This is a genomic window from Flavobacterium sp. (assembly GCF_024305175.1).
Taxonomy (GTDB): Bacteria; Bacteroidota; Bacteroidia; order Flavobacteriales; family Flavobacteriaceae; genus Flavobacterium.
Genome location: NZ_JAMWYY010000038.1, coordinates 20917 through 27884, shown reverse-complemented (window position 1 = coordinate 27884; position 6968 = coordinate 20917). Strand labels below are relative to the sequence as shown.

12 protein-coding genes are annotated in these 6968 nt (G+C 36.9%); 4 read left to right on the top strand and 8 right to left on the bottom strand.

Annotation, left to right across the window (positions count from 1 at the left end):
- Positions 1-402, top strand: a 402-nt coding sequence (gene msrA / locus Q0K96_RS10175) for a peptide-methionine (S)-S-oxide reductase MsrA (protein ID WP_297333885.1), incomplete at its 5' end; no start/stop codon positions are given.
- 27 nt (positions 403-429) lie between these two features.
- Here msrA and Q0K96_RS10170 read toward each other — a convergent pair.
- From Q0K96_RS10170 to crcB, 7 genes are all read right to left on the bottom strand, one after another.
- Positions 430-735: a DUF6787 family protein gene (locus Q0K96_RS10170; protein ID WP_297333884.1), complete on the bottom strand. Its 306-nt coding sequence runs from the start codon at positions 733-735 to the stop codon at positions 430-432.
- A gap of 32 nt (positions 736-767) precedes the next feature.
- Positions 768-1199, bottom strand: coding sequence for a DUF6146 family protein (locus tag Q0K96_RS10165; RefSeq protein WP_297333883.1), 432 nt, complete (start codon positions 1197-1199; stop codon positions 768-770).
- Positions 1200-1286: 87 nt separating this feature from the next.
- Positions 1287-1601 (bottom strand): hypothetical protein, encoded by a 315-nt coding sequence (locus Q0K96_RS10160; RefSeq protein WP_297333882.1) that lies wholly within the window; start codon positions 1599-1601, stop codon positions 1287-1289.
- Between the two features lie 46 nt (positions 1602-1647).
- Positions 1648-1884, bottom strand: coding sequence for a hypothetical protein (locus Q0K96_RS10155; protein ID WP_297333881.1), 237 nt, complete (start codon positions 1882-1884; stop codon positions 1648-1650).
- 23 nt (positions 1885-1907) lie between these two features.
- Positions 1908-2180, bottom strand: a complete 273-nt coding sequence (locus tag Q0K96_RS10150) for a hypothetical protein (RefSeq protein ID WP_297333880.1) — start codon at positions 2178-2180, stop codon at positions 1908-1910.
- 196 nt (positions 2181-2376) lie between these two features.
- Positions 2377-2520, bottom strand: coding sequence for a hypothetical protein (locus Q0K96_RS10145; protein WP_297333879.1), 144 nt, complete (start codon positions 2518-2520; stop codon positions 2377-2379).
- Positions 2521-2669: 149 nt separating this feature from the next.
- A complete protein-coding gene (gene crcB, locus Q0K96_RS10140) occupies positions 2670-3041 on the bottom strand; it encodes a fluoride efflux transporter CrcB (RefSeq protein ID WP_297333878.1) in 372 nt (123 codons plus the stop codon).
- Positions 3042-3190: 149 nt separating this feature from the next.
- Here crcB and fabG point away from each other — a divergent pair, with 149 nt between their 5' ends.
- The 3 genes from fabG to Q0K96_RS10125 all read left to right on the top strand — a co-directional run bounded on the left by fabG (position 3191) and on the right by Q0K96_RS10125 (position 6502).
- Positions 3191-3937: a 3-oxoacyl-[acyl-carrier-protein] reductase gene (gene fabG, locus Q0K96_RS10135; RefSeq protein WP_297333877.1), complete on the top strand. Its 747-nt coding sequence runs from the start codon at positions 3191-3193 to the stop codon at positions 3935-3937.
- A 32-nt stretch (positions 3938-3969) separates the two neighbouring features.
- Positions 3970-5997 carry a hypothetical protein gene (locus Q0K96_RS10130; RefSeq protein ID WP_297333876.1) on the top strand — a complete coding sequence of 676 codons (2028 nt, stop codon included), beginning with the start codon at positions 3970-3972 and terminating at the stop codon, positions 5995-5997.
- A gap of 73 nt (positions 5998-6070) precedes the next feature.
- A complete protein-coding gene (locus Q0K96_RS10125) occupies positions 6071-6502 on the top strand; it encodes an META domain-containing protein (RefSeq protein ID WP_297333875.1) in 432 nt (143 codons plus the stop codon).
- A gap of 14 nt (positions 6503-6516) precedes the next feature.
- Here Q0K96_RS10125 and Q0K96_RS10120 read toward each other — a convergent pair whose 3' ends face one another.
- Positions 6517-6918 carry a glyoxalase gene (locus Q0K96_RS10120; RefSeq protein ID WP_297333874.1) on the bottom strand — a complete coding sequence of 134 codons (402 nt, stop codon included), beginning with the start codon at positions 6916-6918 and terminating at the stop codon, positions 6517-6519.
- Positions 6919-6968 lie beyond the last annotated feature (50 nt).

Genomic DNA, 6968 nt, shown 5'->3' with positions numbered 1-6968 from the left:
TGTGGCGGTTACACAGGCCATGCCGAAGCCATAAAAATAATTTTTAACCCCGACGAGGTAGCATATGAGGATTTGCTTGAAATTTTCTTTGCTACACATGATCCTACCACACTAAACAGGCAGGGCGCCGATGTAGGCACACAATACAGGAGTGAAGTATTTTATACTACTGAAGCACAAAAAACGGCAGCTGAAAAATTTATAAAAGAGCTTGGTGAGCAGAATATTTTTGATAAAAAAATTGTTACCAAAGTTTCGGCAGCTACCAAATTTTATCCTGCGGAAGATTACCATCAGGATTATTATACACAAAACCCGAACCAGCCCTACTGCCAGGCAGTAATATCACCAAAGCTGGAAAAGCTTAAAAAGCATTATAAATCTAAACTGAAAAATCAGTAACAATATAAAGCCCTGCCATGCGGGGCTTTAGTTTTTAAAGAGAAAACCAAGGCCGACCATCTTAAGCATCTTTTTTTCGAAATTCCAGAAAAAACGGAACTGCCCAAAGATAAAGCCAAAGAATACAAGCAAAACCTGATAGATAGGAAAAATCAGGATAAGGTACAAGGGTATATAAAAATAAAGAGGCATTGTTTCTTTCGTGACACCCATCCATGCCAGTACCGGTTTGGATAAATATGCTGAAGACGAACCTGTAACGGCAAAGACTATAAATATCATTACCAGCTGAAAGTTACTTGATATTCCCCAACGTTTTTTTAGTTTTTCCATAGTTGCAAGAGGTGTCAGCAAATATACCTGTTTTAGTATTGCGGTACAACACCACCAAGCCTTTGGTTGTTGGTATGCTGAAAATAAACAAGGTAGTTATATAACAGGTAGTTAACCTCATACCCGTAATTAATAGTAGGGTTATAGTCTATACGCATCTGGTAAAGCTCTCCATATTGCTGCGGGTTAAATACCCTCGAATTCCAAGTAGCTACCCATATCTGGTTCTTATTTTCAAGATAAGGCTGCCCGTAATAACCCCGTGGCCTTGCTCTTGCTGCAAGCCATGAGTTAAATCCGGGATCTATGATAATAACTTCATATTCAAGCGAATCATTGGCAATGCGAAGGGTATCGTTTGTTTTAGTATTATCGGCTACTTTTTCACCTGAAAAGTTGTTTTGGGTCTTGCAACTGTAAACCGCTATTATGGCAAAAAGTATTAATCCTATATATTTTTTCATCTCATTATAATTTTCATTTATAAAGATAACAAAAAAGGTGCCTTCTGAAATAAAGACACCTTTTATCTGTAAAAGCCGTTAAGCTAATTAAGCTGTTGCAGGGTTTGTAACCCCTTTAGCGCCTGGGTTAGCCGTACTGCCCGTGCTTGTAGCGGCAGTAGTTTTACCCTGCTGGCTTTGTTTAATATTATCGGCAATATCTCCGCCTTTGGTAACTACTTCGTCAAATTTATGTTTAGCAGATTCTTTAATGTTGTTGAACCTGTCTTTCACATCACTACCAAATCTTGAAGCTTTATCAGATAATCCATCTAATTTGCCTTTTCTTTTTAAAATAATTCCTGTTACTGCAAGGGCTGCAACACCTGCTGCAATACCCAATATTAATTTCTTGTTACTCATAATAAATTTTATTTAGTTAATAAATGTGCTTAGTGTTGGTTAATTTTTATCGCTCTCCGCTATTCCTGTCGGGGTTAAGGTTGCTTCCTGTGCGTTTTTCACGATCAGGGTTCAGGTTACTGCGTTCAAATTCAGGCCTGTTTTTCTCAATATTACGGCTCATGTAATCGTCCTTATCCCAATTTTCAACTCCGCTCGGGTCGGGGTTAACATCTCTCGACTGCTCAGGGTTTTTATCCCTGTCAGGATCTGTGATGTTATTTTTTTTGTTATCTGTATTCATAGCATCTAATTTTAGTTTAACTATTATTCACCCCTGTCCGGATTAATCATCCTTTCTTCCGGGGTAGTGTGGTTTTTTGGTTTCTTATCATAATCGTACTCATGGAGGTCATCTTTCGCTTCACTTACGTCAGATTCAATATACTTATACCTGTCAGGGTCAGTTCCTGCGGGTGTCTCTTTAGAGCAGAAATCTTCATTGCTTTCATTTTCGCAATTTCCTGACGCTGTATTAACACCGTTTTCAGGTATGCGGTTTTTGTTTTCACCATCATTATTTTTTGCTTCTGTGCCCATAATTATATCCTTTCGTCATTAAACTTATACTAAGTTACATATAGGCTCACGCATTGTATATTAATGATGTCTTAAAGTTTGATAATCAGCTTTTATTTAACTTTTTATTAGTGCAAAATATTAAAGCGGGGCAGGAGTATGTTAAAAAAATAAGCCGGCTAATTGCCGGCTTCAGTCTGATTTATTCTTATATGTGTTATACGAACAGGGGATATTCTTCCTCGTTGTGTATGTCCCATTCTTCTTCTTCGTTCCATTCGGCTTCGGTGGCGAACCTTAATACACTTACAACGCCAAATCCGGCGAGCAGGGCAAGTAAAAATTTTAAAATCGTTTTCATATTACAGCAATTTATTGGTTAATCTTCTTCTTCATATTCATTTGATTACAAAGCTACTACCAAACAACTGATATTGAAAACTATTTAATAAAACTTTAGTACAATGAGGTAATGTTTAATAATAGTTTAAAAATTAACTCATATTAAGTTCATCTTGCAATAATTAGCCCAAGCCATACTGCTGCAAGCCCTGCAATAATGCTTGCCGCCATATAGGCAAATGCAACCAGGCTGTTTTGCCCCTGCAAAAGGCTTAAATTCTCTATAGAAAACGCAGAAAAAGTAGTATAACCACCGCAAAAGCCTGTTATTAAAAGCAGTCGGATGTTCTGATTTGCTATTTGTTGTTTATCAAGCAAACCGAACAGCAGTCCTATTAAAAAGCATCCTAATACATTTACAGTAAAGGTTGCCCACGGAAAGTGGCTATTGGCATACCTGTTTACCAGCAAAGCTGTAAGGTAACGCAGCATGCTTCCGGCAGCACCGCCAACACCTACTAATAGTATTGATTTAAGCATATAAGTTACTTCTTTATATTCTTGGTTACCTGCAAATTTAACACCTTTGCGCGGGTATATTGCCAAATCTATAAAACATCACTTAATATTACCATAAACATTTTATTATATTTGTCACTTTATATAAGCGAACAAACTAAACAATACCTATGAAATTATTAGAAGGAAAAACGGCTATAATTACCGGTGCGAGCAGGGGTATAGGCCGTGGGATTGCGCAGGTTTTTGCAAAACACGGCGCTAACGTTGCTTTTACCTACAGTGCATCTGCCGAAGCTGCCAAAGCTCTTGAAGATGAACTTAACAGTATGGGCATAAGGGCAAAAGGTTATCAAAGCAATGCCGCAGATTTTAACGAGGCACAAAAGCTTGCCGATGATGTTGTTGCAGAATTCGGGGCTATAGATATACTTATAAATAATGCAGGTATAACCAAAGATAACCTGCTTATGCGTATTTCTGAAGAAGATTTCGATAAGGTTATAGAGGTAAACCTTAAGTCGGTATTTAATATGACAAAAGCTGTGCAGCGCACCATGCTTAAGCAGCGTAAAGGCTCTATCATTAATATGAGCTCTGTGGTTGGCGTTAAGGGTAATGCAGGGCAAACTAACTATGCGGCTTCTAAGGCCGGTGTTATAGGTTTTACCAAATCAGTAGCATTAGAACTTGGTTCAAGGAACATCCGTTGCAATGCAATAGCCCCAGGCTTTATTGAAACTGAAATGACAGAAAAGCTGGGTGAAGAAGTTATAAAAGGGTGGACGGAGAACATCCCATTAAAAAGAGGCGGCACACCTGAGGATGTAGCCAATGCATGCGTTTTTCTTGCATCTGATATGTCGGCATACGTTACAGGGCAAACCCTTAATGTAGATGGCGGTATGCTTACATAAAACTAAATTTAAATTTTAGAGATAATATAAAAATGACTACATCTACGGTTTTATTACTTATAGTAGCTGCACTTGTAGCATTTGCATTATCATTTTTACAATACTTTTTTAAAGCCAGAAAGAAAGGCAGGTTGCAATTCTTCCTGGCTTTTTTACGTTTCTGTACGTGTTTTGCCATTTTTGTTTTACTGATAAACCCGGTAATAACCCGTACCTCATTCGAAACAATCAAAACACCATTACCTGTTTTAACAGATAACTCTCAGTCTATACAGGAACTGGAGCAGGATAGTGTTGTTAAAAAATTGTATAGTAAAATAATTATGAATGAAAAACTGAATGAAAAGTTTGATGTTCAGCCCTTTACTTTTGATGAAAATTTTAACTCAGGCAACGAGCCAGATTTTAAAGGAAAGCAAACCCATATAGACCAGGCAGCACAGGATCTTAAGCAATTGTACCGCAACAGTAACTATCCCGTTGTTTTACTTACCGACGGTAACCAGACGCTTGGTAATGATTATGTGTACAGCTTTAATGAAAATACTGCTGTATATCCTGTAGTTTTAGGTGATACTACGCTTTATCCTGACCTAAAGGTGAATCAGGTAAATGTAAATAAGTATGCATTGCTTAAAAATAAATTTCCGGTAGAGGTTTTTGCACAATACAGCGGCAACAAAAATGTAAATGCAGTATTCAGCATAATACAGGGGAATAAAGTATTGCACAAGCAAGCAATTAATTTTACCACAGATAAAAAAGCAGAGGCAATTACTGTACTGCTAAGCGCTGAAAGGGTAGGAGTGCAAACTTATAAGGCGGTTATAACTTCATCATTACAGGAGAAGAACACGTATAACAACACCAAAAATTTTGCAGTGGAGGTTATAGACCAGCGGTCTGAAGTAGCAATTGTATCATCTGTTAACCATCCCGACCTTGGCGCTTTAAAACGTGCAATAGAAACCAACAAGCAACGCAATGTTGTTATCTTAAAACCTTCGGAAGTTAAATCGCTTCGCGATTATAACGTCTTGCTTTTGTACCAGCCTGACGCTTCTTTCAGGGGGTTATTAGAACAAAATAAAACAGCAGGCTTAAATACATTAACAATTACCGGGTTAAGTACTGACTTTAACCTGCTTAACCAGTACCAGGATTTGCTCGGTTTTAGAATGACCGGGCAGAAGGAAGATTATACAGCTATGTATAACCCAATGTTTAATCTTTTTTCTGTTGAAGATATTGGTTTCGGGCAGTTCCCGCCATTGCAGCATCCTTTTGGCACTATATCCGTTAAGGGCAATGCTTCTGTACTGTTAGGCACTAAGGTGAGAAATACGGAAACAGAAAACCCCATGTTGGTTTTTTCTGAAAAAGGCGCTTCCAGGAATGCTTTTTTACTGGGTGAAAATATCTGGAAATGGCGGATGGAATCCCATCTTAATGATAAGTCTTTTGAGAAGTTTGATATTTTCATTGATAAAACCATACAATATCTTGCTTCAAATTCTAAAAGAAAATCCCTGGTAGTAAACCACGAAAATTTTTATAATTCGGGTGAATTTATCAGTATCACAGCGCAGTACTTTAATAAAAATTATGAGTTTGATGAAAATGCCCGCATTACGCTACAGCTTAAAAATAAAGCTACGGGAAAAGCTAAAATGTATGATTTCCTAAAAGGAAACAATGAATATAAAGTAAACCTTGACGGACTGGAAGCGGGTCAATATCAGATAAACGCGAAAGAGGCTGGTTCTAATACATCTTATACCGGTAATTTTGAAGTACTTGATTTTGAAATTGAAAAACAGTTTGTAAATCCTGATTTGCAGCGTTTACTACAAACAGCTCAGAATACAGGTGGCAGTGTTTTTTATCCTGACAATGCAGATAAACTTATTGACCTTCTCATAAAAGATGAAAGTTATAAAGCCGTACAGAAAGAAGTTATAAAAAAATCTCCGCTGATAGACTGGGTATGGCTTTTAGTTATAGTAGCACTAACACTCGCTGCCGAGTGGTTTACACGTAAGTATAACGGCCTGCTGTAACACGTGCTAATTTTATAATAAAATTAGTTTTAGTACGTATTATCTCCTTAAATTTGAATAAAACTATTCAAAAATGAAAAAGATAATAGGTATTATAGCGGCTGCGTGTATTGCAGGTTGTGGCAGTACTCAAGGAGATACACCCCAACAGACACTTACAGCCACCACTTGGGAGTTACAATCTATACAGGGGAAAAAAGCTACAACAGAAGATTTTGCAAATGGCATGCCTTATATAAACTTTACTGCCGATTATAAAGTTAATGGTAAAGGAGGATGTAATTCATTCAACGGCACTTATAATCTTAACCAGGAAGGCGGTATAAATGTAAGCAGGCTTGTTTCTACTAAAATGTATTGTAAGGGTGTCAGGGAAAATGATTTCCTTCAGTTATTGGAAACGTCAGATGCCGTAGATGTGGATAAAGATAAAATCACACTGCTCAAAGAAACAAAAGAAGTATTGGTACTTGTACCAAAAAATAATAAAAAGGAGGAACTTTAAGTTCCTCCTTTTTATTATACTGCTTTTTCTTCCAGTAACTGAACCTGGTCTTTAAGTCTTTCAATTACTAAATTCATCATTCTTTTATTCAAGTTTGATGAGTTTTTAATATACTCATTAAACTCTTCTATTGTAAACATAGCTATAACCATACCCTTTAAAGCATTACGAAACTTGATATCCTTTTGTATAGCATTTTCTATAAATAAAAGTTTCTTCTCTACACTCAGGCTGTAAAAATCGGTTTTATGCTTGTTTACATAGTTTATGAATGAAGCTACAAAAATATCATTCTGAAATTTAAGTACCGGACGTATGGTTTTGTTCTGAAATATTTCTTCGGGAGAAGACTGTGGGTGAATACTGCCCAGTAATTCTTCTCTTATGCTGCTTACTGCAATGTCTCGCGGACTCATAGTTTTTATTTTAAAGATATAAAAAAACCTCTGCATTAAGCAGAGGTTTT